Annotated in this window: 21 protein-coding genes, 1 pseudogene and 1 riboswitch; of the genes and pseudogenes, 7 read left to right on the top strand and 15 right to left on the bottom strand. The window is 32.4% G+C overall.

The genetic code is table 11. The features are described 5' to 3' along the window. Positions 1-116 precede the first annotated feature (116 nt). The 4 genes and pseudogenes from sasC to NSS86_RS07450 all read right to left on the bottom strand — a co-directional run bounded on the left by sasC (position 117) and on the right by NSS86_RS07450 (position 11,223). A pseudogene (gene sasC / locus NSS86_RS07435) lies at positions 117-6,678 on the bottom strand (LPXTG-anchored aggregation protein SasC). A 325-nt stretch (positions 6,679-7,003) separates the two neighbouring features. After that, a complete protein-coding gene (locus NSS86_RS07440) occupies positions 7,004-7,315 on the bottom strand; it encodes a rhodanese-like domain-containing protein (protein WP_000836461.1) in 312 nt (103 codons plus the stop codon). 21 nt (positions 7,316-7,336) lie between these two features. Further along, the gene (gene leuS / locus NSS86_RS07445; RefSeq protein ID WP_001557386.1) at positions 7,337-9,754 is read right to left on the bottom strand and encodes a leucine--tRNA ligase; all 2,418 of its coding nucleotides are present in this window, start codon (positions 9,752-9,754) and stop codon (positions 7,337-7,339) included. 287 nt (positions 9,755-10,041) lie between these two features. Next, entirely contained in the window at positions 10,042-11,223 is a 1,182-nt protein-coding gene (locus NSS86_RS07450; protein ID WP_001025067.1) for an MFS transporter, read from the bottom strand. Between the two features lie 109 nt (positions 11,224-11,332). Here NSS86_RS07450 and NSS86_RS07455 point away from each other — a divergent pair, with 109 nt between their 5' ends. Together NSS86_RS07455 and NSS86_RS07460 are read left to right on the top strand one after the other, a co-directional pair. Further along, positions 11,333-12,286 (top strand): TIGR01212 family radical SAM protein, encoded by a 954-nt coding sequence (locus NSS86_RS07455; protein ID WP_000526539.1) that lies wholly within the window; start codon positions 11,333-11,335, stop codon positions 12,284-12,286. Continuing rightward, complete coding sequence (locus NSS86_RS07460; RefSeq protein ID WP_000764419.1) at positions 12,283-12,846, top strand: class I SAM-dependent methyltransferase; 564 nt, start codon at positions 12,283-12,285, stop codon at positions 12,844-12,846. The genes NSS86_RS07455 and NSS86_RS07460 overlap by 4 nt, the downstream gene beginning before the upstream one ends. Before the next feature lie 122 nt (positions 12,847-12,968). Here the strand turns inward: NSS86_RS07460 and NSS86_RS07465 are convergent, their stop codons facing one another. From NSS86_RS07465 to NSS86_RS07475, 3 genes are all read right to left on the bottom strand, one after another. Beyond that, positions 12,969-13,370 carry a MarR family transcriptional regulator gene (locus tag NSS86_RS07465; RefSeq protein WP_000757543.1) on the bottom strand — a complete coding sequence of 134 codons (402 nt, stop codon included), beginning with the start codon at positions 13,368-13,370 and terminating at the stop codon, positions 12,969-12,971. 571 nt (positions 13,371-13,941) lie between these two features. Next, the gene (locus tag NSS86_RS07470) at positions 13,942-14,769 is read right to left on the bottom strand and encodes an alpha/beta hydrolase (protein WP_000266096.1); all 828 of its coding nucleotides are present in this window, start codon (positions 14,767-14,769) and stop codon (positions 13,942-13,944) included. Positions 14,770-14,771: 2 nt separating this feature from the next. Next, a complete protein-coding gene (locus tag NSS86_RS07475; protein ID WP_001790712.1) occupies positions 14,772-14,891 on the bottom strand; it encodes a hypothetical protein in 120 nt (39 codons plus the stop codon). A 111-nt stretch (positions 14,892-15,002) separates the two neighbouring features. Between NSS86_RS07475 and NSS86_RS07480 the strand changes: the two genes are divergently transcribed. Next, positions 15,003-16,004, top strand: coding sequence for a proline dehydrogenase (locus NSS86_RS07480; protein ID WP_001196362.1), 1,002 nt, complete (start codon positions 15,003-15,005; stop codon positions 16,002-16,004). Between the two features lie 121 nt (positions 16,005-16,125). On the opposite strand, the gene ribE is transcribed toward NSS86_RS07480, so the two are convergent. The 5 genes from ribE to NSS86_RS07505 all read right to left on the bottom strand — a co-directional run bounded on the left by ribE (position 16,126) and on the right by NSS86_RS07505 (position 21,460). Further along, positions 16,126-16,590, bottom strand: coding sequence for a 6,7-dimethyl-8-ribityllumazine synthase (gene ribE, locus NSS86_RS07485; protein ID WP_001008549.1), 465 nt, complete (start codon positions 16,588-16,590; stop codon positions 16,126-16,128). 12 nt (positions 16,591-16,602) lie between these two features. Beyond that, positions 16,603-17,784, bottom strand: coding sequence for a 3,4-dihydroxy-2-butanone-4-phosphate synthase (ribB, locus tag NSS86_RS07490; protein WP_001159037.1), 1,182 nt, complete (start codon positions 17,782-17,784; stop codon positions 16,603-16,605). A gap of 10 nt (positions 17,785-17,794) precedes the next feature. After that, the gene (locus NSS86_RS07495; protein WP_000493887.1) at positions 17,795-18,427 is read right to left on the bottom strand and encodes a riboflavin synthase; all 633 of its coding nucleotides are present in this window, start codon (positions 18,425-18,427) and stop codon (positions 17,795-17,797) included. A 6-nt stretch (positions 18,428-18,433) separates the two neighbouring features. Further along, positions 18,434-19,477: a bifunctional diaminohydroxyphosphoribosylaminopyrimidine deaminase/5-amino-6-(5-phosphoribosylamino)uracil reductase RibD gene (gene ribD / locus NSS86_RS07500; protein WP_000077358.1), complete on the bottom strand. Its 1,044-nt coding sequence runs from the start codon at positions 19,475-19,477 to the stop codon at positions 18,434-18,436. A 126-nt stretch (positions 19,478-19,603) separates the two neighbouring features. After that, positions 19,604-19,739: riboswitch (FMN riboswitch) on the bottom strand. Between the two features lie 218 nt (positions 19,740-19,957). Beyond that, a complete protein-coding gene (locus NSS86_RS07505; protein ID WP_001261668.1) occupies positions 19,958-21,460 on the bottom strand; it encodes an FAD/NAD(P)-binding protein in 1,503 nt (500 codons plus the stop codon). 522 nt (positions 21,461-21,982) lie between these two features. On the opposite strand from NSS86_RS07505, the gene NSS86_RS07510 reads away from it, so the two are divergent. Beyond that, complete coding sequence (locus NSS86_RS07510) at positions 21,983-22,297, top strand: metalloregulator ArsR/SmtB family transcription factor (protein WP_000221177.1); 315 nt, start codon at positions 21,983-21,985, stop codon at positions 22,295-22,297. Next, complete coding sequence (arsB, locus tag NSS86_RS07515) at positions 22,297-23,589, top strand: arsenite efflux transporter membrane subunit ArsB (protein ID WP_000989121.1); 1,293 nt, start codon at positions 22,297-22,299, stop codon at positions 23,587-23,589. The genes NSS86_RS07510 and arsB overlap by 1 nt, the downstream gene beginning before the upstream one ends. An 86-nt stretch (positions 23,590-23,675) precedes the next feature. Here the strand turns inward: arsB and NSS86_RS07520 are convergent, their stop codons facing one another. Next, the gene (locus NSS86_RS07520) at positions 23,676-24,530 is read right to left on the bottom strand and encodes an N-acetylglucosaminidase (protein WP_001032833.1); all 855 of its coding nucleotides are present in this window, start codon (positions 24,528-24,530) and stop codon (positions 23,676-23,678) included. 275 nt (positions 24,531-24,805) lie between these two features. Beyond that, complete coding sequence (locus NSS86_RS07525) at positions 24,806-25,030, bottom strand: hypothetical protein (RefSeq protein ID WP_000384171.1); 225 nt, start codon at positions 25,028-25,030, stop codon at positions 24,806-24,808. 198 nt (positions 25,031-25,228) lie between these two features. Between NSS86_RS07525 and sigS the strand changes: the two genes are divergently transcribed. Together sigS and NSS86_RS07535 are read left to right on the top strand one after the other, a co-directional pair. Beyond that, on the top strand, positions 25,229-25,699 hold the full coding sequence (gene sigS / locus NSS86_RS07530; RefSeq protein WP_000671057.1) for an RNA polymerase sigma factor SigS: 471 nt from the start codon (positions 25,229-25,231) through the stop codon (positions 25,697-25,699). A 112-nt stretch (positions 25,700-25,811) separates the two neighbouring features. After that, positions 25,812-26,255: a competence protein ComK gene (locus NSS86_RS07535; protein WP_001153742.1), complete on the top strand. Its 444-nt coding sequence runs from the start codon at positions 25,812-25,814 to the stop codon at positions 26,253-26,255. On the opposite strand, the gene NSS86_RS07540 is transcribed toward NSS86_RS07535, so the two are convergent. Further along, complete coding sequence (locus tag NSS86_RS07540) at positions 26,242-26,685, bottom strand: hypothetical protein (RefSeq protein ID WP_001030469.1); 444 nt, start codon at positions 26,683-26,685, stop codon at positions 26,242-26,244. The two genes, NSS86_RS07535 and NSS86_RS07540, sit on opposite strands and share 14 nt — an antisense overlap. Positions 26,686-26,955: the final 270 nt, after the last annotated feature.

Here is a 26,955-nt window from a genome sequence, read left to right on the forward strand (position 1 = left end):
TAGTATAAAATTTGGTTCGATTCTCTTTAGTAGATCAACTTTTTCATTCAATTAAAAATGACCTTAATATAACTGAGTCACTAAAAAGTGTCGTTATATTAAGGTCATTTCGTTAATTATGATTCTTTTTCGTTTTTAGTACGTCTTCTAGCTAACAAAGCCGCACCTGTAATCAGTGCAAATTCTTTCAATGGTAAATCCATTCCTTCAGAACCTGTATTTGGAAGTTCTTTTTCAACTTTGCGCGATTCATGTGTCTCTTCTTTTTTAATAGGCGTACAAACTTTTGGAGCTGGCTGAATTTCTTTTGGTGATACTTTCGTCGCTTCAGCTGGTAATTTAATTGCTAAAATTTCATCAACAATGAATTGCGTGTGTTGTTTGATGTCATTTAATGTCGCATCTTCATCAATCATTCTATTGCCATCTGCAACATATTGATCAATTAATACTTTTACTTTAGCTAATTGTTCTGGTGTTGCGATCGCTTTGAATTTCGCATATGTTTGTTGAGCAATGTTATCAATTCGCAGTAAGCTATTTTCTTTTTCAGTAATTACTGCTTCTATATCGCTTAATGCAACATTAAATCGTTTTAAAACTGCATCAACATCAGCATTAGTGCGTGCTGTTTTTAATTCTTCATCCATTTGTAATTTTAAAGCAGTTATAGCTTTTAATGCATCAGCCTTATTACGATTACTTACTTTTCGATAATTTTGCACTAAAGCAGTGACGCGTGCAAGATCATCATTAATCGTTTTTTCAGCATCTGGCTTTTTAATAGGATGTACATCTAAATCATGTATTGTTTGTAGATTTAATGATGCTGTTTTATCAACTTGTGCATTGCTACGATCTTGATCAATTTGTCCAATAGCAGTGTCATAAATATTTTGTAACTGTGCTAATATACTATTTCTTTCTTCTACCGTTGCTTGAATATTCGCTTCAATTGCTTGTTTTTTTATCGTTGAATAATGTTGTCAATTGTTCTCGAGCAGACGCCTTTCTGTTAATAACAGGTTCGATTTCACGAATTTCGTTTTTCTCATCATGCAATAAATATGCCACATCAGCATTAGTCACTGCACTAGCAATTTGTTGTTTAGCTTTAATTAACTCTTTTTCAACTTGTGCTATTGCAATATTTTGTTCTTCATCTGTCGCTTCGTTATTTGCTTTAATTAAATTAATTTTATTTGTAGCGATATTTTGAATTTGTTGTAATGCTGTTGCTTTAACTGTTGTCGCTGGTTTAATTTTTGAAATAATATTTTGAGCATCTATACTATCTTGATTAACTTGGGCAGTCTTATCTGCATGATTGATCTGATCAATAGCCTGATTAAGTGCTTGTTCTACTAAATGTTTAGCAGCTAGTCTTTCTTCTTCAGTTGATAAATCGCTTTGATCGATTAGTGCATTTTGAGCTTCGGCTTTTACACCAACAGATTGACGCGCTGCTGGTTTAACTTGAACTTTAGGTAAAATCACTTTGATGTTGTCGTTGCCATCAGTCTCAGTTCGATCCACTTCTGCATTCGTTTTGTTTTGTGCAATGTCATTTTTAATTGTATTTACAATTTTATTTAAAGTATCAATAGCAACATCTCTTTCATCTTGAGTAGTATCCAACGTATTTCGGATTGCATCGAGTTGATTTTTATTATTTTCTTCAATGCTATCAAGCGCAGCTCGTTTACGTCTTACTTTAGGTTTTATTTGCTCAATTGCCTTGATTGTTTGATTTCTAACATCAGTAACAGCAGCATCTTGATTTGTATTTTCTATTTCTTGTTGCGCTTGTTTGAGTGTGTCGCTAATTAATTGATTCGCTTCATCTAATTCATCAACTGTTGCATGTGGTGTATCTTTTATTGATTCTACTTGATTTTCTGCAGTTGCTTTTATTGCTTGTTGTGCTTCAGGCTTAATTACAATATGAGGTTGTACACCTTTTAGTGTAGCAATGCCATTTGTTTCAACACGTTTCACATCATTATTCGTTACTGCTTGATTGATGTTTTGTAATGCAAGTTTTTCATTATTCGCTAATTGATTTAAAGCAACTTGTTTTTCTTCATCAGTCGCATGTTCAGCTTGCTCTATTTCTTGCTTTTTAGCCTCATATTGTTGCTTTACTGCATCTCTAGCAGCTGCTCTAACAATATGTTCAGGCGCTACTAAAGCAATGCTATCAAGCGCTTGACTTGTTGTATCATCAACTTGTTGATTTGTTCTATTATTCGTAATATCTGTCATGGCTTGATTTACAAATTCATTGATTTTATCTAGTGCTACTTGTCTTTCTTCTGCTGTTGCTTCTTTATCCTGATTAATCTTAGCACGTAATTCATTCGCTTTTTGATTGATTTTTTCACGTGCAGCTGGTTTAACTTTTGTTTCAGGTTGAATAATTTTAATCGCTGATACACCATTTGTTGCTGCTTGATTCACCTGACTATTCGTTTGAGCTTGGTCAATAGCTGCAAGTGCTTTTTCTTTTTCTTTAGCTAATGCTTGTGAAGCAACTTCTTTCTCATTATCTGTTGAATCAAGACTATTATCAATTTGCTGTTGCTTTTCTTTAACAGCTTTTTCAATATCTGCAATTGCCTTTGGTTTAATTACTACTTCAGCTTCAACATTATCTATAGCATTTACCGCTTGATTTGTAGTTGTGTCTACCTGATCATTTGTTTGGTTTTGATTAATTTGATTAATTGCTTGATCTTTAAGTTGATTGATTTGATTAACAGCAGCCTGCTTTTCTTCGTCAGTTGCATTAGGTGTTTGTTTAACCGCTTCAATACGCTTCGCCACTTCAGCAGTGATTTTATCTCGCGCTGCTTGTTTTTTTACTACATCAACTTGAACAGCATCGATATTATTCTCTGCTACTGTCGCAGCTTGGTCTACTTCTGCATTTGTGTTAGCTTGTTTAATACTTTCAATAGCTTGTTGTCTGTCTTGATTTAAAGTATTGATCGCAGCATTTTTCTCATCATTCGTTGCATCTGGTGTAGCATTGATTTCAGCTAATTTAGCATTATAATGCTGATTGATTTGTGCTAATGCTGCAGGTTTTTTAACAATATTTGGCTGAATCGCATTAATTGCTTTTGTACCTAATTGTTGCGCTTGATCTACTTCCGCATTTGTATCAGCTTGATTTATATTATTAATTGCCGTTGCTAACTCTTGATCCACTTGATTTAAAGCCACTTGCTTTTCTTCAGTTGTTGCATTTGTGTTTTGATTAATTTCTTGCTTTTTAGCAGTTGCTAAATCATTTAATACACCTGTAGCAGTTTGTTTCTTCGTTACATGCGGTTGAACTGCGCCGATTTGATTGACTGCATCGTCTCTAATACTATTGACCATCGCAGTAGTAGACGTCACACCAATATCAGTTAATGCTCTATTTTTAAGTGTATTGACACGATTTATCGCTTCTTGTTTCTCTTCTCGAGTCGCGCCAGGTGTAGCATTGATATTTGTTATCGCCTCTCGAGCTTTATCATTTACAGCATTGCGAGCATCCGTTTTAACTTGTGTTGCCGGTTGAATCACAACTATATTTTGTGTGCCCTGATCTTTTGCTTGTGCAACTTCTTGATTCGTATCTGCTGCATTAATATTTTGCTTCGCTGTGGCTACAGCTTGATCAAGTAATTGTTGTGCTGCTTGTTGTTCTTCGAGCGTCGCATCATTATTATTAAATATCGTATTATGTTGCGTTTCCGCACTTTTATCGATGGCATTTTTTGCATCTGTTTTTACTTTTGTAGCTGGTGTAATTGCTTGTATTCCTTGAATCGCATTTGTCTTTACTTGTTCAACATCAGCATTGGTATTAGCGTTTAAAATGTTTGTGTTTGCTGCAGTTACAGCAGCATTCACTTTGTCAATTGCTGCTTGTCTTTCTTCTTGAGTCGCATCAGGATTAGCATTGATTTCTGCGATATGTTGTTGTGCATCATGTGATACAGCATCCCTTGCAGCTTGCTTAACAACAGTTACAGGAGCAATTGGATTAATGGCATTTAGACCATCTCCTTTGGCGTTATCAACATCAGCATTTGTTGTTGCTTGATTGATTTGTTCTAAAGCATGGTTGGTTGCTTGAGTTAATTCGTTCAATGCTGCATTTTTCTCTTCCTGAGTTGCTTCTCTATTACTATTTATTTGTTGTCTTTTCGTTGCTGTTGCTTGGTTAATTGCATCTCTTGCAGCTTGTTTATGTGTCACTTGAGGAACAACTGCTCCAATAGTATTGATGCCATTATTTTTAGCTATTTCAACGTCAGCATTTGTAGTAGCATTCGTAACATTATCAATAGCATCTGTTTCATCCGTAGCTAATTGATTTAGTGCATCTTGAATCTCGTCTTCAGTAGCATCTGGTGTTGCATTGATAATTTCCCTTTGTTTCGTTGCTTTATCACGTATTGCTTTTTTAGCATTTGGTTTAACAACCGGTGTTGCAGTATCCCCACTTAAGGTCTGTATACCTTGATCTTTGATTCTAGTAACGCCATCATCAGTCGTTTGGTCACCAATATTACCAATTATTTCATTTTTATGTTCCTCGATAACTTGTATTGCTGCTTGTTTTTCTTCATCTGTCAATTCATCATTTTGATTAACTAAATCTTCCATTTGGTCAACTTTTTTATTAACTGCATTTTCAGCATCAACACTTCGAATTAACGTATGTTGCATTTGATTAGTTAATGAATCAATATCTGCTTGAGAAACTCTTTTATTTAATGGTACATTGTTACGATTTTCATCTAAAATCGTTTGTGCACGTCTTTTAAGATCATTAAAGATATCTAATGATGCAAATGTATAATCAGCTTGTTGAATGCGTCTATCAACCTCGGCTTGTAATGCATCTTTATTCATGATGATATCGATTGTATATGGATTTGTACTTACAGTATGACTTTCAGCAGGTGAATTAATAAAATCTTGTGTATATGTTTTATATGTTAATGTATCATTAAATGTTACTGTTCTTGGTGTCGGTACATTATTAACACGCAACTTATACTTTAAATCCAATATTTTATCAGGCATTAATCGTGCCGGCGAGTTACCTGAACCTCCACCAGTACTTTTAATTGTTATCACTCGATTCGCCGCATCATACGTCACATTAAAATCATTCATATCAACACCTGAATTACTGCTTGGAAAATCTTTAGTCAATGAGTTATTAACATATTCTACCCCTTCAGGTAATTGAACTTTATATACAAAATCATCTGTATTAAATGAAGCACCGAAGTTACCATTATTCTTTAATGAAGTTGTGACTGTAAATTCTTTATTATTAGTAGCTGTGGGTTCCATTGTTCGTCTTTCAACATAGACATGCGAACCAGAATGTAGACCAATTGAGTCAACAAAGTCATAGTATTTATAACCGTCTCTTAGTTGATAAATGCCACGCGCATCTGTTATTGCATCATTTTTAGGTACAAATTGAATTTTTAAGTGACTAACATTTTCAGGCACTTTAAACAAACGCCAAATCGGACCATAAGCTACTGATTTTTCTGCAATAACAGTATCATTATCAGCATTTTTAATTATTAAATTTGTCACACCTTGATAGTTTTTTGTAGTCATCGTATTAAATTCGAAAATTAATTCAGAATTTGGATTTACTGTTAAAGATTTTTCAATTCCATTAAAATCACCATGATCATTTGTATCATTTCCCTTAATACGACCTAATGCAATTACATTTCCTTGTGCTTGATAGTTCTTAGCATCTCCTGAATCAAACATACTTGTTCTAACCATCGCATGACTAAACACACCTACTTTACCACCATTGATAAGTGTAAAGCCTGGTAAATTATCAACAACTGTTACTGATGGTACAGAACGGTTGGTACTTGGTCTAATACCATTGTCATCAAAAGACAGCACTTCGTTAGGTGCATTTTGTCCTGCATTATTGGCATTAGGATCAGTTGTCGGCGTGTATGGCGCTGTAATTGCTACTGGTGCACCACCGTTTCCTGCCGCTGCAGCCGCTGGATCTGCTGGAGTTGCATTAGGATCTGCCGGTGCCGCACGTCTACTTCTCTTTTTCGGTCTATTAGATGCTTGTTCAGCAATTGCAACTAGCTCTGGTTTATCTGAAGAATGACGAACATCTTCTTGAATTTCCTTTAAAGTTAGATGTCCTCCTGAACCATTTTCATTTGTTTTATTAGGTACATTTAATGTGGTATTATTCGACACTACATCCTTATTATTAGCGTTTGACACTGTCTCAGTTGCTGTTGTATTGCCATCTGTATGATTATTGTTTTGTGCTGAAGGCGTACTTGATTGCACTGATGTTGGCGTAGCTTGATTTGCTATACTACCATTATTATGATTAACCAATGCTTGATTCGTTGATTGATTAGTTGTTGCAGATTGATTAGGTGTATTCTGAGCACTATTTGCTAAACCTCTATTATTAGCAACATTTGTATCTTGTGAATTTACAGGTGTGGCTTGATTAGTATCGCTTTGTACATTATTATCCGTAGTTAAGGCTTGTGCACCATTTGGGTTTGAAAGTAATAAAACTGTTCCGATTAAAGTAGAGAATATGCCTACTTTATACTTCCTAATACTATATTTATTTTTCTTTAACAAATTCATTTCATTTTCCTCCTGGTTGTCTGTTCTCTGCTGTGTTGTTTAGAATTATGCTAAAAATATACGCTCTCTCATATTATGTTTATAGCTATATTATTTTGTACAATATTTTAAGTTCACTCAATTTTATCATCATCATTTTATAAAATAAAGTTTTATTTTATTACAATTTAGTTTCCGTTTTGTAATTAAAATCTTAATAAAACATAACAAGAACGCTTTAGATTGTTTTGTAACAGAAAGTAATTCATACCAAAAAACACCAAGCAACCGAAACGTTACTTGGTGTCATTACAAATGTAATATTATTTTAAATTATGTCACTACTTTAAATACTTTTTATTTCCAAACCTTCATCGCCCCATGCGTGCATGCCGCCTTCGACATTTACGGCATCAATGCCATTTGCCTCTAAATATTCTACAACTTTAGCGCTTCGAACTCCACCAGCACATACAATATAATATATTTCATTTTTATTAAATGAATTTAAATTATCCGGAATGGTATCCATTGGAATCAACTTTGCATTAGGAATATATCCCATTGCTGTTTCTTCGTCAGTACGAACATCAACAATTTGAACTGGTTTAGATTCAAAAAGTTTGTTTTTTAATTCATCTGTAGTAATTGACTTCATTTCAAAGTCCTCCTTAAAACATTATTTAGCTACAATATTGACTAATTTTTGAGGAACAGCGATGACTTTCATGATGTCTTTACCTTCAATACTCGCTTTAACATTGTCATTAGATAAGGCAATTTCTTGCATTTCTTCTTTTGATGTATCTTTAGCAATTTTAATTTTAGCTCTCAATTTACCATTTACTTGAACAACGATTTCTACTTCATCATCTACAAGTAGTGCTTCGTCATAAGTTGGCCAAGGTTGGTACGTAATAGACTCTTCATGTCCTAATTTTGACCATAATTCTTCACCGATATGTGGTGCAATAGGTGCTAACATTTTAACGAAGCCTTCAATGTAAGGTTTATAAACTTCATCAACTTTATAACACTCATTAATAAATACCATTAATTGACTAATAGCAGTATTAAATCCTAATGTTTCAAAGTCTTCTGTTACCTTTTTAACAGTTTGGTTATAAACTTTATCTAAAGATTTATTATTTGTAGTTACAATTTTTGAACTCAATGTTCCATCTTCATTTACCATTAAACGCCATACGCGATCTAAGAATCGACGAGACCCATCTAATCCTTTTTCACTCCATGCAATTGCAGCATCTAAAGGTCCCATAAACATTTCGTAAAGACGTAAAGTATCTGCACCATGAGACTGTACTATATCATCAGGATTGATTACATTTCCTTTAGATTTACTCATCTTCTCATTACCTTCTCCTAAAATCATACCTTGGTTAAATAATTTTTGGAAAGGTTCTTTAGTAGGTACGATACCCAAATCATAAAGGACTTTATGCCAAAATCTTGCATATAATAAGTGAAGAACCGCATGTTCTACTCCACCGATATATAAATCAACAGGTAACCAATGTTTTAATTTTTCAGGATCTGCTAACATATTTTCATTTTTAGGATCGATGTAACGTAAATAATACCAACAACTACCTGCCCATTGTGGCATTGTATTTGTTTCACGACGTCCTTTCATACCTGTTTTTTCATCTACAACATTTACAAATGAATCAATATTAGCTAGTGGAGACTCACCAGTCCCTGATGGCTTGATTTCATCTGTTTCAGGTAACAACAATGGTAGCTCTTCTTCAGGAACAGTTGTCATTGTTCCATCTTCCCAATGAATGACAGGAATTGGTTCGCCCCAATAACGCTGACGACTGAATAACCAATCTCTTAATTTGTAATTAACTTTCTTTTCGCCAGCACCTTTTTGCTCTAATAATTGAATAGCTTTAGTAATTGCCGCTTCATTTTCTAAACCATCAAGTTCACCAGAATTAATATGTTTACCTTCACCAGTGTATGCTGCTTCTTCAACATTTCCACCTTCGATGACTTCAATGATTGGCAAATCAAACTTTTTAGCAAATTCATAATCTCTGTCATCATGCGCTGGTACTGCCATAATTGCTCCAGTACCATATGTTGATAATACATAATCAGCAATCCAAATTTGTACTTTTTCACCAGATAAAGGATTAATTGCATATGCACCAGTAAACACACCTGATTTATCTTTTGCTAAATCTGTACGTTCTAAATCTGACTTTTTAGAAGCTTCTGTTTGATAAGCTTTTACTTTTTCTTTATATTCATCAGTTGTAATTGAATTAACTAATGCATGTTCAGGACTTAAGACTAAGAATGATGCACCATAGATAGTGTCTGGTCTAGTCGTAAATACTTCTACTTTTCCTTCCGTATTATCTACATCAAATGAAACTTTGGCCCCTTCAGAACGTCCAATCCAATTGCGCTGCATATCTTTTAAAGACTCAGGCCAATCTAAATCATCTAAATCTGCTAATAATTGATCTGCATATTCTGTGATTTTAAGTACCCATTGTTTCATCGGCTTACGATAAACTGGATGTCCACCACGTTCAGAGACACCATCAATCACTTCTTCGTTAGATAAAACAGTGCCTAATGCTGGACACCAGTTAACTGCAACTTCATCAACGTATGCTAAACCTTTGTTATATAACTGTATGAAAATCCACTGTGTCCATTTATAGTATTCTGGATCTGTTGTATTAACTTCACGATCCCAATCATAACTGAACCCTAATTCTTTAATTTGTCGTTTAAAAGTTTGGATATTTTTCTTTGTAAATTCACGTGGGTCGTTGCCAGTGTCTAAAGCATATTGCTCTGCTGGTAATCCGAATGCATCCCACCCCATCGGATGTAATACATTATAACCTTGCATCCTTTTATATCTTGAAATGATATCTGTTGCTGTATAGCCCTCAGGATGTCCAACATGTAAACCAGCACCTGATGGATATGGAAACATGTCTAAAGCATAAAATTTCTTTTGACCTAAGTTATCATTTGTTTTAAATGTTTTATTTTCGTCCCAATAGTCTTGCCATTTCTTTTCAATTTGATTGTGGTTGTAATTCAACACATTTCCTCCTATTCAATAAAAAAGACACCTCTAACTATTCTATTTACATAGGGACGACATTTGCCGCGTTACCACCCTATTTCACAAAAATTGTGCACTCATTTTAATAGTAAGAGATGTCATTCATTCAATTTAAAATTAATACGATTTACATTTAGTCCTTAACACTAGCTCTCAGCATCACTAGCTTTCTGTAGAAAAGCTCCAAACGAAATTAAATTATACAAATTAATATTATGTTATAACGACATTTATTTCAAGTCTATAACGTTAATTCTATTTACTCATTATGCATCTATTTTTTTAGGTTGCGTATTATTCTCCTTGAAAACCATTAATAATATTAATGCAAATACAAGTAGTAGCATCATACCGATAAACATCATGCGCATATTAAACGCATCAACTAATACACCACCAAGAAATGGACCAAATGCTTTTCCTACTGTAGCAGCTGAATTCACAAAACCTTGGTACTGTCCTTGCTTACCATCTGGCGCTAACTGATTGGCTATAGTTGGAACTGCTGGCCATACAAACATTTCTCCAAAAGTTAAAATAATCATACCGACAACAAATATTGTAAAGTTTTCGGCAAAACTCGTGACAAAGAACGACAACATAAAAATGATGATGCCGACAAACATTTGCTTCTTTAAGTTTCCTTTTAACAGATAGAGAACCGGTTTAATTAATGGTTGTGCTACTAAAATCATTATTCCGTTAATTGTCCATAAAACACTATATTGTGCCATTGAAATATTAATAGATTGTGTAAATGATGCGATTGTAGACTCCCATTGAATATACGCAACCCAACAAATTGCAAACATTGCACAAATTAGTACTAATGAAATAAATCTTGCTTTATTCTTTTTACCAGTAATATCTAAATGAGTTGGATATTTAACTTTCGCATTAATTTCAATATTAAATTGCGTTACCGCGACAAGCGCAAACACAACATACATAATAAGATTGGCTAAAAAGATATAGTTAAAGCTAAATTCTGCGACAAAGCCGCCCATTGCAGCACCGACAGCCACACCAATATTTTGCGCTAAGTATATCGCATTAAACGTTTGTCTTCCGCCATTCGGCCACACTGCTCCAGCCATAGCGTATATCGCAGGAATAATCATTCCGCCACCAAAGCCTAACATTACAAGCCATACAGCATACCAAGGCCACCCGTGAAAGAAATTAAGTAGCGTTGTACTACAAAGACAAGTGAAAGTTCCAATTAAAATCGTCTTGTATCCACCTAATTTATCAAATAGTGAACCACCTAATAAGTTTCCAATAACCATGCCAAATGAATTTATCATTAGCACTAAACCAGCAACAGTTAAACTTTTTCCAAGTTCTTGTTTCATATAAATTGTATTTAAAGGCCACAAAAAACTGGAACCAGTAATATTTAACGCCATGCCAATTACTAGCCACCAGACTGATTTAGGTATATTCATATTTCATAGTTCCTCTCTCTTTTTTGTCAAACTATAATAAACACTATAACATTAAAATATGTTAAAATCTGTACTTAGAACTCTTTTTTTATAGAAAGGAAAATGACATATGGGCAATCATTTCCAATACGCTTTTGAAAACAAACGTTATCACACATGGAATTACCATTTAAAAAATAAATTTGGACAAAAAATATTTAAAGTTGCATTGGATGGCGGGTTTGACTGTCCTAACCGCGATGGCACTGTAGCACATGGTGGATGTACATTTTGTTCTGCTGCAGGTAGCGGGGACTTTGCAGGTAATCGTGCAGATTCAATCGCAGTACAATTTAAAGAAATTAAGGAAAAGATGCATGAGAAATGGCACGAAGGAAAATATATTGCTTATTTTCAGGCATTTACAAATACACATGCACCAGTTGAAGTATTAAAAGAAAAATTCGAACCTGTACTTAAAGAACCGGGTGTTGTAGGATTATCTATTGGTACGCGTCCTGACTGTCTACCAGACGATGTTGTCGAATATTTAGCAGATTTGAATCAACGAACATACTTATGGGTTGAATTAGGACTACAAACAATCCATCAGTCAACATCTGATTTAATCAATCGTGCCCATGATATGAAAACTTATTATGATGGTGTGGCAAAATTACGTAAGCATAATATCAATGTATGTACACACATCATTAATGGCTTACCTGGCGAAGACTATGACATGATGATGGCTACTGCCAAAGAAGTTGCACAAATGGATGTACAAGGTATTAAAATTCATTTACTTCATTTGTTAAAAGGTACACCGATGGTAAAACAATACGATAAAGGTTTATTAACTTTTATGACTCAAGAAGAGTACACAAACCTAGTTGTGGACCAATTAGAAGTGATTCCCCCTGAAATGATCGTTCACCGAATTACCGGTGATGGTCCAATAGATATCATGGTAGGTCCAATGTGGAGTGTTAATAAATGGGAAGTATTAAATGGCATCGATGCTGAATTAGCACGTAGAAATTCTTATCAAGGCTTGCGTTACAAGTCTAAGGTGAAGCAATGAAATTAGAACGTATACTCCCTTTTTCAAAAACACTTATTAAACAACATATAACACCAGAAAGTATTGTTGTGGACGCAACTTGCGGTAACGGCAATGACACTTTATTTTTAGCCGAACAAGTACCAGAAGGACATGTTTATGGTTTCGACATTCAAGATTTAGCTTTGGAAAATACACGTGATAAAGTTAAGGATTTCAATCATGTTTCTTTAATAAAAGATGGACATGAAAATATTGAACATCATATAAATGATGCACATAAAGGTCATATTGATGCAGCCATCTTTAACCTAGGTTATTTGCCTAAAGGTGATAAATCTATCGTGACAAAGCCTGACACGACAATCCAAGCTATTAATTCATTGCTATCATTAATGTCAATTGAAGGTATTATTGTACTTGTTATATATCATGGTCATAGCGAAGGACAAATTGAGAAGCATGCATTGCTTGATTACTTGAGTACTTTGGATCAAAAGCATGCGCAAGTTTTGCAATATCAATTTTTAAACCAACGTAATCATGCTCCATTCATTTGTGCCATAGAAAAAATTTCTTAAGCATTTGCTGCGCTATACTATTTATAATTTAGGATTGAGTAGTCAACATTTGAAAAATTAATACCAACAACAACAAAAAGAGGTTTTCAACTTAATGAAAACCTCTTTTTATGCTATTAAACTTACACAGCAATAATTGCGTTTAAACTATTTTGCATTGCTGTTGCTCTACTTGCAATGGCATCACTGATGAAATTCAACAACTCTACTTTCTCTTGTTGTAACTTTTCATTGAAATGAATAATAACTGTTCTTTCATCGTCAACAGGACGCTCTTTGTAAATCCATTCTAATTCAACTAAATTATTATACGTTCTCGTACGCTTATACGGTTTAACTTCAACAAATCTGTCCATTTCTTTAAGCGTCATAGAACCTTTTTGCCATAAAGTTAGTAAAATTAAAATTTCTTCTCTAGACATTTTGTATTCGCTTTCAATCTCGCTGAAAATTGAGTTAATGTCACCCAAAAGTGTTTCTAATTGCAAAATCCCAAATACAGTGTCGTTATTTACTTTTTTCATGCTAAACATCTCCCAATTAATAATCACATATTTAGCTACCATACAAGTATTAACAAACATCCCAACAATCCCAAAACTTGTATGTGCTAACTTATGCATAAAACTACAAGTGTAAATAAACTTGCTTTCTATTCAATTGTCAAAGTTGAATAAAATTAAATAAGTATAAAAACCAATAATCAATAGAGTTAATATTTAGAAATAAGATAATAGTACATAAAACAAATCACTCTATTACATATTAATTTTATAATTTATATACAAAGAAAATATATCAATATTACCATTAAATTGCAACAATTCTACATATATTTCTTCAAAAAAGATACGCATTGAATTTTTATTACATATAACTCTCATGAAAATTGATTAAACTAAATTAATTAGTTAGCCTTAAATTTAACAAATTAAATCAAACCGAATGAGGCTAAATTGGTTATTTTTCAAGATATGATTTGTATAAATCAAAACATTTCTTACAAATCAAATGTGTATAAAATGTGATATACATTCTCAACCTTAAAAAAGTAAAAAAAAAGATGAGCATCTACTGTCTCATCTTTTTAGAATATTAAATTTCTACAATTTCGTCATCTTCAACAATAAAGCCCATTGTATTGACGCTGTTATTTAAGAAAGTCAGAATATAACGCATTACTTCATCACGTTCTGGCTCATTGTGAACCTCGTGGTAAAAACCTTGCCAAGCTTTAAAATATAATTCAGGTGTTTGATATTTTTCTTTAAACTCATCAATTGCCCTAGTATCAACAATTAAATCCTTCGTTCCATACATTAATAGCGTTGGCATTGGTTGAATGTCATGAATATGAGCCATCGTATCTTTCATCGTCTCATTAATTGTATTATACCAATGATACGTTGCTTTTTTTAACATTAAACCATCGTTAACTGTTTCTTCAACAATTTCTAAATTACGTGTTAAATCTTTTGGTTCTACACCAACATTAAAACGTGTGTCTTTTGAAATTTTACCTATATTTGAAACAAGTTTATCTTTACGATTTTTTCCATTCTTTTGAAGTTCTAGCATAGGAGAAATTAACATCATCCCCTCGATTGGCAATTCTACTTTTTCAAGTAAATTTAATAAAATCAAACCGCCAAGTCCTACCCCTAATACATAAGTAGGAATTTTATATTCATTAGCTATCTTTAACCAATCTAGCAAACTTTCGTGATACGTTTGAAAGTTTTCAATTTGTCCTTTATTAGCTCTTGAAGTTTGACCTTGACCAGGCAAATCTCCCATAATCACATGATAGCCATTTCTTCTTAACATCGTAATAACATATGCATATCTTCCCGTATGTTCTAATATATTATGAGCAATAACAACGACGCCTTTCGCATCATTTTCAGCTTCCCACTTCCACATTATTATACTGCCCCTTTTTCATTAATCTTCAATAACATAATTATAGCAAATTCACTATGTAGATTTCTATTTATAGTATTATTGTTGTCCATATTATTATATATAAATGAAATCAACATCAATAATAGTGTAATTATACATAATTATTTTTGATTGTTTTTTATGAAAACGCTTTCTCGAATATTTTTTTCATGCTAAACTTATTGTAAACACAAGGGTTTGGAGGAGTAGCAATGGCACTATTAAAGAATTTTTTTATCGGATTATCTAATAATAGTTTTTTAAACAACGCAGCAAAAAAAGTGGGCCCACGTTTGGGCGCCAATAAAGTCGTTGCCGGAAATACAATTCCAGAGTTAATTAATACAATCGAATACTTAAATGACAAGAATATCGCTGTTACGGTAGACAATTTAGGGGAATTTGTCGGTACAGTTGAAGAAAGTAATCATGCTAAAGAACAAATTTTAACAATTATGGACGCGCTTCATCAACATGGCGTAAAGGCACATATGTCTGTTAAATTGAGTCAGTTAGGTGCAGAATTCGACTTAGAATTAGCTTACCAAAATTTAAGAGAAATTTTACTTAAAGCAAATACTTACAACAATATGCATATAAATATTGATACTGAAAAATATGCTAGCCTGCAACAAATTGTTCAAGTTTTAGATCGCTTAAAAGGCGAATTTAGAAATGTTGGTACTGTAATTCAAGCATATTTATACGATAGCCACAAATTAGTTGATAAGTACCAAGATTTACGATTACGTTTGGTTAAAGGTGCATATAAAGAAAACGAATCAATTGCATTTCAATCTAAGGAAGACGTAGATGCAAATTACATCAAAATAATTGAACAACGTTTGTTAAACGCACGCAATTTCACTTCAATTGCAACACATGACCATCGCATCATTAATCATGTAAAACAATTTATGAAAGAAAATCACATTGAAAAAGATCGTATGGAATTCCAAATGCTCTATGGTTTTAGATCAGAGTTAGCAGAAGAAATCGCAAATGAAGGCTATAATTTCACTATTTATGTACCTTATGGCGATGATTGGTTTGCGTATTTTATGAGAAGATTAGCAGAACGCCCACAAAACCTATCTCTTGCTGTAAAAGAATTTGTGAAACCTGCTGGCTTAAAACGTGTTGGCATAATTGCAGCTTTAGGAGCTACAGTTATGTTAGGTTTAAGTACAATTAAAAAATTATGCCGTAAATAGAGCATGGCATAAACAATAATTTAGGAGTCTGGAACAATAATCAATGTTCTAGGCTCCTAAATGTTATATTGGCAGTTCTGAAACATTTATAAATCTTTGATTATGAACTCACAACAGCGCTCTATGCTTTTATAGATTTTAATAAATTAGCCATTTCAATTGCACTTACTGCTGCTTCGGCACCTTTATTACCAGCTTTCGTACCTGCTCTTTCCACAGCTTGTTCAATACTTTCAGTCGTTAAAATACCAAATATGACTGGTACATTAGTTTGATCATTTACTTTAGAAACACCTTTCGCGACTTCATTACAAACATAATCATAATGAGACGTAGCACCGCGAATTACGCATCCTAATGTAATTATTGCATCATAATTTCCTGATGAGGCTAATTTTTTAGCTACTAAAGGAATTTCAAACGCACCAGGAACAAATGCTACATCAATATTGTCTTCATTAACATCATGTCGAATCAAAGTATCTTTTGCACCTTCAAGTAATCTTCCAGTGATAAAATCATTAAATCGACTAACTACGATTGCAACTTTCAAATCTTTTCCAATTAATTTACCTTCAAAATTCATGTTAAAGTCCTCCTATATTAAATGACCCATTTTTATTTTTTTCGTTACCATATAATCATGATTATGTACCGTTTCTGGTACGATAACTTCAATTCTTTCTGCAATATCAATGCCATATTGTTTTAATCCCTCAAATTTACTTGGATTATTACTTAATAAATTGATATGTTCGATGTTAAAATATTTTAAAATCTGTGCAGCAATATGATAATCTCGTAAATCTTCATCAAAACCTAATGCTAAATTTGCAGTTACTGTATCATATCCTTGCTCAATTAATTCATATGCGCGTAATTTGTTTAACAATCCTATGCCACGACCTTCTTGAGGTAGATAAATAATCATGCCACCATGTTCATTGATATACTTCATAGACGATTCAAGTTGAGCACCACAATCACAACGTTGACTATGGAAAATATCGCCTGTAAGGCACGCAGAATGTAAGCGTACATTTTCATGTTGTCGAATTGCACCTTTTGTCAGTACAACTATCTCTTCATCTGTGTATGTCGCTTTAAAACCATACATATCAAATGTTCCGAAATCTGTAGGCATTTTCACTTTTGCCTTAAATTCAATTTCTGGTTCTAATTTTTTACGATATTCAATTAAATCATCAATCGTAATCATCTTTAATTGATGTTTTTCTTTAAAATTTTGTAAATCTTGTCCTTTCGCCATCGTGCCGTCATCATTCATAATCTCACAAATGACACCAGCGGGCTTGGCACCAGTAAGTTTAGCTAAATCAACAGCCGCTTCTGTGTGTCCATTTCTAGCTAATACGCCTTTATCTTGTGCTACTAATGGAAATAAATGACCAGGACGATTAAAATCTTTAGCTTCACTACTAGGATCAATGAGCTTTTTGGCAGTCAATGTACGTTCATAAGCACTAATTCCTGTTGTTGTATCTACATGATCAATACTCACTGTAAATTGCGTACCAAAGATGTCGGAGTTATCATCAACCATTTGTACCAAATCCAAACGTTGTGCAATATCTTTAGACACTGGTGCGCATATTAATCCCCTTGCTTCTTTCGCCATAAAATTAATGGTATTATCGTTCATCCATTCAGTAACCGCTACTAAATCACCTTCATTTTCACGATTCTCATCATCTACTACAATAATTGTTTCTCCATTTTTTAAAGCCATTAAAGCACTGTCAATATTATCGAATTGCATGCTACCCCTCCTAAAAACCAAATGCTCTTAATTTATCTACAGATAATTGGTCTTTATCTTTATTTAAAATATTTTCAACATATTTAAACAAAACGTCTGTTTCTAAATGTACTTTATCTCCTAATTTTTTGGATGATAAAATCGTTGAACGCCTCGTTTCTGGAATAAGATGAATGTCAAAACTGTTATCATGCTTATCAAATACCGTTAGACTTACACCATCCACAGTAATAGACCCTTGCTTAACTAACTGATTATTAATATGTTGGCTACATTGAATCGTAATAATTTTGGCATTGGCTGTTTCATTTATTTTTGAAACTGTTCCTAGTTCATCTACATGACCGAGGACAAAATGTCCACCAAACCTACCGTTACCACTCATGGCACGCTCTAAATTTACTTCTGATTGTCGCTTAACATCTGCTAAATAGGTTTTATTTTCAGTGCTTTTAATTACTTGAACAGTAAAAGATGTCTGATCAAAATCAATCACTGTTAAACATGCACCATTAACACTGATGGAATCACCAATATGCATATCTGCCGTAATCTTATGTGCTTCGATTTCAATCGTCCTGACTGATTGACGAATTTGAACACTTTTAACGACACCTATTTCTTCAACGATGCCAGTAAACATGCATCATCACTTCTTTCGTAAAGTTAATTTAACATTTTGATTTAATAACTCGGAATGAACAATTTCAAATTGGTTCGCATCTGGTATCTCAATCACATCATTTGTTTGATAAAATTGATAATTTCCAGATCCGCCAATTAATTTCGGGGCATAATAGAGAATAAATTCATCTATATAATTAGATTGGAGAAATTCTGAAGTAGTGGTTGGACCTGCCTCGACTAGCAAAGTTCCAACTCCTCTTTTATATAAATTGTGAAGAATTGTTGTTAAATCACAAGACTTCAAGTAAATAATTTCAATATGTGTTTGATTGCTTGTTAAATTTGGATTTTCAGTATATATCCAAATTGGTGTTGATTCATCTTGATAAATTTGCTGATTAAAATGAATATTCCCAGACTTAGACAATATTACTTTTATAGGGTTTTTTCCATCTTGAATACGTGTAGTATATTGTGGATCATCTAATTCAACTGTACGTCTTCCAGTTAACACTGCGTCGTGTCGATGTCTTAACTTATAGACATCTTGTTTAACCTCTTTGTTAGTAATCCATTGACTTTGTCCATTATCATTCGCTTGTTTACCATCTAAACTTGCAGATACTTTCACTGTAATTTGTGGCAGTTGCTTTGCTTTTGCTTTAAAAAAGTCTTGGTATAATTGTGATGCCCGTTCATCATCAACGCATTCAACCTCAATACCGTGAGCCCGTAACGTCTCATCACCATGTGTGTCTAACGAATTGTCTTTTGTTGCGTATACTACTTTTGCTATCTTACAATCAATAATTTTGTTAACACAGGGTGGTGTTGAACCAAAATGACTACATGGCTCTAACGTAATATAAATCGTCGCACCTTCAGCATTTTGTTGTGCCATATCAAGTGCTTGAACCTCCGCATGCTTGTCACCTTTTCTCAAGTGTGCACCAATACCAACAATCCTACCTTCATTAACTACAACAGCGCCAACGGGTGGATTAACACCTGTTTGACCTTGTACCATATTTGCAAGTTGAATCGCATAATCCATAAATTGACTCAAATGATCACCTCTATAAACAAAAATCCTCACATCATGAATTAAGATGCAAGGAGAAAAATTTATCGTTAAATAAGCCTATTTGTACACATTTTTACAAATACGCTACATTATCTTTGTCGATAATTAACATTCTTTCTCCCATCCAGACTTTAACTGTCGGCTCTAGAATCTCACTAGATCAGCCACTAATATGAAACATATTAGCAGGTCGCAGGCTTTATTTACTGCCGGTTGGGAATTTCACCCTGCCCCGAAAGAATTATATATGAAATTGTTATAGATTATTTGAGTACGTAGTATGTCAACTACATTTAAAATGATACTATATGTTTTCTGAAAAAACAATTAATGACGGTTTTAATTTAATATAATCTGAGTACTATAGGCATCTCATTGATATGATTCTTACTAACAGACATTAAAATCAAACCTTCAATTCGTCTCTATAGAGCGTTCTCTTTATTATCTTCTAGTTACAAATTATTGATTGTAACTGCGCTGTTGTTGCTCATTCGATTCTAAAGCATCATATAATTGAGATACTGTATGCGCAACTTGTTCTACTATCATTTTCACACCATTTCGTAGTTTATTAACACCGTTTGTCATTTGACCTATCGCAATCATATTTGTTAATGTTCCAAACCTTGGACTAATAACTTGATTGGTTTCCGGTATGATTTGTATGCCTCCCATTGGATGTGCTTGTACAATTTGTCTATTTTCAAGATTTTTAATTAATTGATCATCTTGATCCAATTCATTTAAATGACTTTTTGCACCTGTCGCGTTAATGACAACATTATACATGTCTACTGATTCTTGGTTTTTGTATGAAAAATAATACAACTTGCCATCATGTTTCACATCTTCTAAATCTTTTTTCAAAATTAAAGACTTATTTTCTATTAATTCAATAATTAGTTCAGCAGTTCTTGGAGGCATTGGATTTGAATTTAATTGAATCATCTTTGAGTATTTTTGATTAAATTGATGTTGATCTTCAATACTTAAGCTATTCCATATCCAATTTAAATTCTCTTTCAAATGTTCAATCATACTTTGGAAAATGCCCATTTCTGTTGGACGCGCTAAATCATACTTCAAATCTGCAATATGATTTCCTGTACGTCTATGTACTAATTTTTTAAAATCAATGTCATATTCAGCACATTCTTTTAAAAATAAAGAAACTATAGTATCAAGCGGTGCATTGCCGAAATGATGTTTTTTAATGTCATTTAATTTGTCTTTAGTTAAGTACTTGAATGTCACGTCTATCATTGTACCTCTTACACTTGGTAAATGAGCAGAACGACTCGTCATAGTAATTGGTAATTTCGGATGATGAGCAGCAACATAACGGACAACATCTAAACTGGCAAGGCCTGTACCAATAATCGCAATATCGTCCAGTTCATTTACTTCGTCTAACGTATTATATGTTGGATAAGGCGTAGCGATATATCCTTTTTTACCCTTTAAGTTATATGGATCATGGTAGGCAAATGTACCACATGTTAAAAATACATAATCGTACGCTTGCCATGATTGTTCTGAATTTGTAGTACATATGTAATAAGTTAAATTCGTTTCATCGATATTAGAATTTGTATAAATCTCTTGAACTTTATTATAATTAGTTGATATATTTGGATATTTTTTCGTGAACATAGATAAATAAGATTTCATATAATGTCCGAATACAAATCTCGGTAAATATGCAGGTTCATCAAAATTAAAATCAGTTTGTTGTTTATACCACTTCCAAAATTCAGTCTCATCATCTAAATTTAAACTCATCTTTTTCGAAGGCATATTAATTAGCAGCTCAGAACTATCATTTTGAAATGGTACGCCCTGTCCCATATTTACTTTATCATCGTATAAATCTATATCTAATTGATTAAACTTCGGGTGCTTAACTAACTCTCTCAATACACTTACACCAGCAGTTCCCATGCCTATTATTGCTACACGCATATATCATCCATCCTTTTGTAATTCAAAATATTATATTTAAACTATTACCTATAATTATAGCAATTTGGTATTTCCAATAAAATTTATTAAGGTAAGCTATTATTTCACTTTCACAACCATTAAACCATTTAAAACTTTTCATTTAATATCAACCTTAGTGTTTGTGTTAAAATATTTTTAACGAGGTGAATTAAATTGAAATTTATAGCAAAGATATTAATCTCATTAGTAATTCTATTTATGATTTTTAGTCGTAAAAACAAAGCTTCTTAATCAATACCCTTGATTACAAAATAAATTCAACTAAGGTGATTGGCCATACACTCAAGATATGGCTAATCACCTTTTTCAATGCAAAACAAAGAGTATATTTTGCAAAATCAATATCTATAATTTATCTTTAATACCCTTTTAATACTAAAACCAAATTCAAATTACATAGTCATATCGTGTAATATACCAAAGGAACATAGACATTCATCTATATAGATGATAATCTATTTAACGTCTAGGAGGTATGTTATGACGTATAAAGAACTAGCAACATTTTTAAAAGTTTTATCAGATTCAAGCAGATTAGAAATACTAGATTTACTTTCTTGTGGAGAGTTATGCGCTTGTGATTTGTTAGCACATTTTCAATTCTCTCAACCCACACTTAGCTATCATTTGAAAGCATTAGTAAAAACCAACTTAGTTACGACACGAAAAATCGGAAATAAACATTTATACCAGCTTAATCATAATATTTTTGAGTCCGTAATTAATAACTTGTCTAAGGTTCATACCTCTAACCAACGATGTTTTTGTCATAACCTTAAGACTGGTGAATGCTAATGATGACAACTTTAGCGACACTCATTTTTCTAGTAACTTTATTATTTGTATTATGGCAACCTAAAGGCCTAGATATTGGCATTACCGCATTAACTGGTGCCTTTATTGCTGTTATTACTGGTGTTGTAAGTTTTTCCGATGTTTTCGAAGTAACAGGTATTGTTTGGAATGCTACTTTGACTTTTGTCTCAGTCATTCTTATTTCATTAATATTAGATAAAGTTGGATTATTCGAATGGTCAGCTATTCACATGCTTCATGCTTCAAAAGGAAATGGTTTAAAAATGTTCGTTTATATCATATTATTGGGTGCCATTGTTGCTGCATTTTTCGCAAATGATGGCGCAGCGTTAATCTTAACGCCTATTGTATTAGCGATGGTTAAAAATATAGGTTTTAGTAAGCGGGCCATATTCCCTTTTATTATTGCGAGTGGTTTTATAGCTGACACAACTTCTTTACCTTTGATCGTGAGCAATCTAGTGAATATTATATCTGCTGATTATTTTCATGTAGGATTCGTTCGATATTTTAGTAGAATGATTATACCTAATTTATTCTCGCTTTTAGCAAGTATTATAGTATTGTGGTTATATTTTAGAAAGGCGATACCTAAAACGTTTGATGATAATAATATAAAGCATCCTAAAGATGCCATTAATGATTTAAAGCTATTTAAAATTTCATGGATTGTTCTAGTTATATTACTTTTCGGCTATCTAATCAGTGAATTTACTAAAATTCCGGTATCAATTTTCACTGGAATCATTGCTTTTATTTTTCTAATGTTGGCTCGTAAATCAAATGCTGTAAATATTAAGCAAGTCATTAAGGGCGCACCTTGGAATATAGTATTATTTTCAATTGGTATGTATATCGTCGTATTCGGCTTAAGAAATGCTGGCATTACTTTAATATTGGCTAAAATATTAGAATATATTTCCAATTACGGTCTATTTAGCACCATTTTGGGAATGGGCTTCATTTCAGCGTTTTTATCATCAATAATGAATAATATGCCTACAGTTTTAATAGATGCGATTGCTATTGGTCAATCAAATGTCCATGGCATGTTAAAAGAAGGCCTAATTTATGCGAATGTTATCGGTTCTGATTTAGGTCCAAAAATTACACCGATAGGCTCTTTAGCTACATTACTGTGGTTACACGTCTTAACACAAAAAGATGTTAAGATTTCTTGGGGCACATACTTTAAAACTGGTATCATCATTACAATTCCAGTACTATTTATAACCCTCATAGGGTTGTATCTAACACTTATCATATTTTAAGAAATAAAAAGACGCTTTCTATTTATTGCGATAGAAAGCGTCTTTTTATACTTGAGCAAGTTATATCATAACTTAACTCTATCAAATTACTTATTCAAATGTTTACTGTCATCTTTATACACAAAGTATTTGAAGTATTTTCCTTCAGTCTTCATATTCTTATAAAAGTCAGCGATAATTGTTGCATTACTTTCTGCCCACTTAATATCAGTAGCATATTGATGTTCTCCTGGATTTTTTGGATTCCATCTCATACTATACAATGTATTTTGATCTGTGCTTGATAAGAAGTGCTTATGAATGAAATCAGCACCGCCTGAAATAGCTTTTTCAGGTGTATCCCAACCATGCTTTTTAGCATATTCTGCACCTGTTTTAATTGGGTCTTTATCAAGGGCTCCTACTCCATAGAAATTGTAGTATTTTTTGCCATCAATTTCGACTCCATTAGCTAATTCACTTTTAACTGCGCCAGTTTCTAATAATGCATGTGAAATTAAATAAACTTCGTTAACGTGCTTATCTTTAGCAGCTTTTAAGAAATCATCCGTATGTTTCAATAACGTTGGTCTATCTACTAACATACGTTTAATTCTATTTTTATCAATCCCTTGATACTTTGATAAATCTAAAAATTGATATTTTTGCTTTTCATTATCGATAAAAGTACCGCTATCCATTGCACTTTTAATTTCAGTTGCAGATGCATCTCTCCATGCATCATTCTTTTTATTTGATACCTGTTGACTCGTATAATTATTTATTTGTTTCTTTGCTGCATCGTTTAATGTAACATTTAACTTTTCAATCTTAATGTCGGATTTAACATGTTTGAAAAATATCTGATCGGATATCATTGAGAAAAATAAAAATGAGACAACAGCAAATATGACAACAAGTCCTATTATTCCAAAAATAGAACCTTTCTTGTGTTTATTCATATCCACACCTCTTAGGTCATTGTTGTTATACATTCAGTTTGACTACGATAATAAAGTTTAACATTATTAAAACCGTTTAACAATTTTATCTATGCATTGTTACATATTCATAAATAAACAGTAATGTAAATGAAACGTTTTAAACCATTTATCAACATTACTTTACGTTGATCTACGAATCATAAATGTTTTATCTTTTTGTATAACCTTTGAAAACCTTTATATCAATAATCTTATTATTCACGTATTAAAAAACAAAAAATTCTTTTGTTCGTTTACTTAGTTTCTTTTTTATAATCCATCATAATAAAACTTGCTGCATTTGATCTATTTTTATAATAGTACTGATTTAAATCAATCGTGCCTTCAATTTGACCATCACGATACATCATTTCATTAGTGAAGTTATTTATCATCACGAAATCAGCGCGATCTCTTATAACATCTAAATCGTCGTTTCGTGCAAAAAAATGTTCTAAATTTAAATGTGCGTAATCCATTGTTACCTCCCGATTACAAATTTTGTTCTATCTACTATTTAGCAAAGTAATAATACATCATATCACATTAAATTAATTACTTATGTCTTATATTTAACACTTAATTTAGCGATTACGCAAATGAATGATTTTTCTAAATATTTTATTCTAACTTTATCCGGAAATATTTGTTATACGTATAACTTGGAGAATGACTACTTGAAATTTAATGACGTATACAACAAACACCACAAAATCATACACCATCTTTTAAAAAAATATAATATTAGCTATAATTATGATGAGTATTATCAACTACTCTTGATAAAAATGTGGCAATTGAGTCAGATATATAAACCCTCAAGCAAGCAATCTTTATCCTCTTTTTTATTCACTCGATTAAATTATTACCTTATCGATTTATTCAGACAACAAAATCAATTAAAAGATGTCATTTTATGTGAGAATAATTCACCAACATTAACTGAACAACCAACATACTTTAATGAACATGACCTTCGTTTACAAGATATCTTCAAGCTTTTAAATCATAGAGAAAGACTATGGCTCAAACTATACCTTGAAGGATACAAGCAATTTGAAATTGCTGAAATCATGTCATTATCGCTTTCAACGATTAAATTAATTAAGATGTCCGTTAAGCGTAAATGCCAACATAATTTTAATTAGTTTATTGTGAAATTTCGGTCGATGTGTTAGTGATGTTGAAACACCCTAACATCTTCATATAAATTTATTTTAACCATTAAATTAACAACTTATTATACGAGGAGTACTATATTTGCAAGACAATTCTACTAAATATCTACTTTATATCCAAACTGCTACTTCAAACCATCTCGAAACAAATTGTGTCTTTTTACATTGCGATTACATTCTTAAAGTTCCAATTAACAAACTCGTTTCATATTATGCGAAATTGCATTTATCATCACAAAGTGTGCTAATTGAGACTGCAAAAAACATACTAAATATTAATAAACTGGTTCCTATTTACATCAACCCAAAAACTATACTTTTTCCGTTAAAACATAAACGTGCACCGATACAAATTTATATCAATGCACATTATATTGTTGGTATGACTGCCATAGAGAATTCAACATTAATACATTTTCAAGAAGGCATTCAGCTAGAAGTTGATGAGCCATTTTCTCTAGTTTCAAAAAAATGTCATGAAAGTTTAGCTTTGAAGCACTTCATTGAAAATACTATTTCGAATTAAATTTAATTTCTAAAAGTTTCTTAGTAAAGTATGATGTCACAATTTTTATAAAATATATGCTAACAATCATTAATAAAATCGCTCCAATAATTGTTAAAATAACAACAGTTGTTGATAAATCTACCTTAGGACTAACGAAAAATTGTACGCCAGATAGACTTGTAATTAGCCCAAATAAAAACAAGCCTAATAAAGCAACATAAGCAAACATCATCACTACTAATGTAACAAACATACTATAACTTTTTGTTTCTTTATTTCGAAATACATTTTGTCTTAAGTAAGCATTAGCAAAGGTAACAGGCTTATTTAAGTTAACGCTGTCATCATCAGATATAGAAGATAATCGTTGATCTAATGCTTGTTTCTCCTTCTTGTTCAAAAACCATAATTGCTTTTTAACTTTTTTATCAAATGATGCTTTATTCATAATTAAGGATTTCTCTCCTTTATAATATTGACGTAATTTTAAACATTAGCGTCAATTGAAAGTGTATTTTATATATTTTACAGAAATATATGTATCAAATCTACAAAAATCCATATTACAATTTCATTTATGGTGATTTGACGCTAAAATACAGTCTGCTAATTTTTCAAACTAATGCTTTTTAGGTAGGTACAATGATAAATTTTAATCGTATATATGTTTCATATATAATGAATCTAGCCTTAACCATATTGCATTCAAAATAATTTT

Origin of the sequence: Staphylococcus sp. FSL W8-0056 (genome assembly GCF_037963075.1) — a bacterium.
Taxonomy (GTDB): Bacteria; Bacillota; Bacilli; order Staphylococcales; family Staphylococcaceae; genus Staphylococcus; species Staphylococcus aureus.

What these genes read in the sequence shown, in the direction of transcription:
- NSS86_RS07520 (WP_001032833.1), bottom strand. Translation starts at nt 24,530, where the DNA reads ATGAATAAACACAAGAAAGGTTCTATTTTTGGAATAATAGGACTTGTT.
- NSS86_RS07450 (WP_001025067.1), bottom strand. Translation starts at nt 11,223, where the DNA reads ATGAATATACCTAAATCAGTCTGGTGGCTAGTAATTGGCATGGCGTTA.
- NSS86_RS07540 (WP_001030469.1), bottom strand. Translation starts at nt 26,685, where the DNA reads ATGAATAAAGCATCATTTGATAAAAAAGTTAAAAAGCAATTATGGTTT.
- NSS86_RS07460 (WP_000764419.1), top strand. Translation starts at nt 12,283, where the DNA reads ATGAAATTAGAACGTATACTCCCTTTTTCAAAAACACTTATTAAACAA.
- NSS86_RS07440 (WP_000836461.1), bottom strand. Translation starts at nt 7,315, where the DNA reads ATGAAGTCAATTACTACAGATGAATTAAAAAACAAACTTTTTGAATCT.
- NSS86_RS07495 (WP_000493887.1), bottom strand. Translation starts at nt 18,427, where the DNA reads ATGTTTACTGGCATCGTTGAAGAAATAGGTGTCGTTAAAAGTGTTCAA.
- ribE (WP_001008549.1), bottom strand. Translation starts at nt 16,590, where the DNA reads ATGAATTTTGAAGGTAAATTAATTGGAAAAGATTTGAAAGTTGCAATC.
- NSS86_RS07455 (WP_000526539.1), top strand. Translation starts at nt 11,333, where the DNA reads ATGGGCAATCATTTCCAATACGCTTTTGAAAACAAACGTTATCACACA.
- NSS86_RS07510 (WP_000221177.1), top strand. Translation starts at nt 21,983, where the DNA reads ATGACGTATAAAGAACTAGCAACATTTTTAAAAGTTTTATCAGATTCA.
- NSS86_RS07525 (WP_000384171.1), bottom strand. Translation starts at nt 25,030, where the DNA reads ATGGATTACGCACATTTAAATTTAGAACATTTTTTTGCACGAAACGAC.
- NSS86_RS07505 (WP_001261668.1), bottom strand. Translation starts at nt 21,460, where the DNA reads ATGCGTGTAGCAATAATAGGCATGGGAACTGCTGGTGTAAGTGTATTG.
- NSS86_RS07465 (WP_000757543.1), bottom strand. Translation starts at nt 13,370, where the DNA reads ATGAAAAAAGTAAATAACGACACTGTATTTGGGATTTTGCAATTAGAA.
- ribB (WP_001159037.1), bottom strand. Translation starts at nt 17,784, where the DNA reads ATGCAATTCGATAATATTGACAGTGCTTTAATGGCTTTAAAAAATGGA.
- NSS86_RS07470 (WP_000266096.1), bottom strand. Translation starts at nt 14,769, where the DNA reads ATGTGGAAGTGGGAAGCTGAAAATGATGCGAAAGGCGTCGTTGTTATT.
- arsB (WP_000989121.1), top strand. Translation starts at nt 22,297, where the DNA reads ATGATGACAACTTTAGCGACACTCATTTTTCTAGTAACTTTATTATTT.
- NSS86_RS07480 (WP_001196362.1), top strand. Translation starts at nt 15,003, where the DNA reads ATGGCACTATTAAAGAATTTTTTTATCGGATTATCTAATAATAGTTTT.